Source organism: Streptomyces sp. DT190 (genome assembly GCF_049846985.1).
Taxonomy (GTDB): Bacteria; Actinomycetota; Actinomycetes; order Streptomycetales; family Streptomycetaceae; genus Streptomyces.
Genome location: NZ_JBNCNM010000057.1, coordinates 1 through 2092, shown reverse-complemented (window position 1 = coordinate 2092; position 2092 = coordinate 1). Strand labels below are relative to the sequence as shown.

Sequence of the window (2092 nt, the reverse complement as noted above, 5' to 3'; positions counted from 1 at the left end):
TCGCCCTCACCGACCACCGCCAACCGACCCGGATCACGCACCACCTGCGCCTCGAACGCACCCGGCAACGTCCCCACAGCCACCGGACGCACCGTGTCATTGACCCCACGCACCAACCACTCCCGCTCCACCACCGACAACACGTCGATGTCCCCGAGACGCACCTCCGGGTCGGCGACCGCCTGTTCCAGGATGCGTACCAGGCGGGTGACGATGTCGACGGCCGTGGTGTGGTCGAACAGTTCCGTGGCGTACTCGAGCCGCCCGTAGGCGCGTCCGGACGCCGACGGGACGATGTTGAAGAACAGGTCGAACTTGGCGGTGTCGGTACCGGCCGGGACGAGTGAGACCCGCAGGTCCGGCATCTCGATCTCCGGCCACACGAACTGCCAGGCCAGCATCACCTGGAACAGCGGCTGGTAGGAGGTGGACCGCTCCAGGTTGAGCAGTTCCACCAGCCGCTCGAACGGCACGTCCTGGTTGTCGTACGCGGCGAGTGCCTTGTCCCGGACCTGCTCGACCAGGTCGCCGAACGAGGGGGTCTTCGAGAGGTCGGCGCGCAGCACCCAGGTGTTGACGAAGAACCCGATCAGGTCGGCCAGGTCCTCGTCCGTGCGGCCCTCGATCGGACTGCCGATCGTCACGTCCTCGCCGGCGCCCAGCTTCTGCAGGAGCACCAGCAGTGCGGCCTGGACCACCATCGGGGCCGTGGCACCGTGGTCGGCGGCCAGCTTTCCGAGCCCGGCGACCATCTCGGGCTCCAGCAGGAAGTCGACGTGGTCGCCGTCGTAACCGGCCACCGTGGGCCGCGGCCGGTCCAGCGGCAGCTGAACCGGCTGCGGTACCTCGGCCAGCTCCTGGCGCCAGTACGCGAGTTGGGGCGCGGCGACGCTCTCCCGGTCGCCGTCCTCGCCGAGCAGCTGCCGCTGCCACATCGTGTAGTCCTTGTACTGCACGGGCAGGGGAGCCCACTGCGGTGCGCTCCCGCTGTGCCGGGCCGTGTAGGCCGACACCAGGTCTCGCAGGAAGGGGGCCATCGACGCCCCGTCCGCGGCGATGTGGTGAAACACGAACGCCAGGTAGTGCTCCTGCGGGGAGACGCGGAGGACGGTGGTCCGCAGCGGGAGTTCCCTCTCCAGGTCGAAGCTCTCGCCCACGGCCTCCTGCATCGCGCCGTCCACGGCCTCCGCGGTCACCTCGACGACCCGGAACGGCGTGATCGCCTCCTCCGGGGAGAGGATCCGCTGTTCCGGCACACCGTCCGGGTTCTCGACGACCAGGGTGCGCAGGCTCTCGTGCCGGGTGACGACGTCCGCCACTGCCGAGGCCAGGGCCCCGGTGTCCAGCGCCCCGTCCAGGCGCAGCGCGAACGGGATGTTGTAGGTCGCGGACGGACCTTCCAGGCGGTGGAGGAACCACATCCGGCGCTGGGCAAAGGACAACGGGATCATCGACGCTACTCCTATACGTTGATCTGTCGCAGCCGGGGGCGGTTCGACGTGGCGAGCTTCTCGATCCGGGCCGCCATCTGGGCGACCGTCGGATTGCGGAACACCGTCGTGACCTTCACGTCGACGTCGAGTTCGTTGCGGATACGGCCGATGAGCCGGGTGGCCAGCAGTGAATGCCCGCCGTGGGCGAAGAAGTCGACGTCGATGCCGACCTCCTCCACGCCGAGCAGCTCGGCGAACAGCCGGCAGAGCACTTCCTCGTTGTGGTTGCGCGGCCCTCGGCCGGCGGCCGCGACCTCGCTGTGGTCGGGTGCGGGCAGGGCCTTGCGGTCCAGCTTCCCGCTGGTGGTCATGGGGAACTCGGCGAGCGGGACGATCGCCGACGGGACCATGTACTCCGGGAGGGACTGCCGGGCCAGTTCCGTCAGGGACGCGAGGTCCACGCCGGTGTCCGCCGTGCCGGCGCCCGGCACCACGTAGGCGACCAGCCGCTGGTCGCCGGCGCGGTCCTCACGTACCACGGCCACCGCGTTGTCGATGTCCGGGTGTGCGAGCAGGGCGTGTTCGATCTCGCCGAGTTCGATACGGAAGCCGCGGATCTTGACCTGGAAGTCGGTCCGGCCCAGGTACTCGACCTGCCC

The 2092-nt window shown here is 69.5% G+C and carries 2 protein-coding genes; both read right to left on the bottom strand.

Annotated elements, in window-relative coordinates; genetic code table 11:
• Positions 1-1451 (bottom strand): condensation domain-containing protein (locus ACPXCS_RS39550; protein WP_425952351.1); only part of this gene is annotated, 1451 nt, incomplete at its 3' end.
• An 11-nt stretch (positions 1452-1462) separates the two neighbouring features.
• The coding region (locus ACPXCS_RS39545) for a phosphopantetheine-binding protein (protein ID WP_425952350.1) at positions 1463-2092 on the bottom strand (630 nt) is incomplete at its 5' end.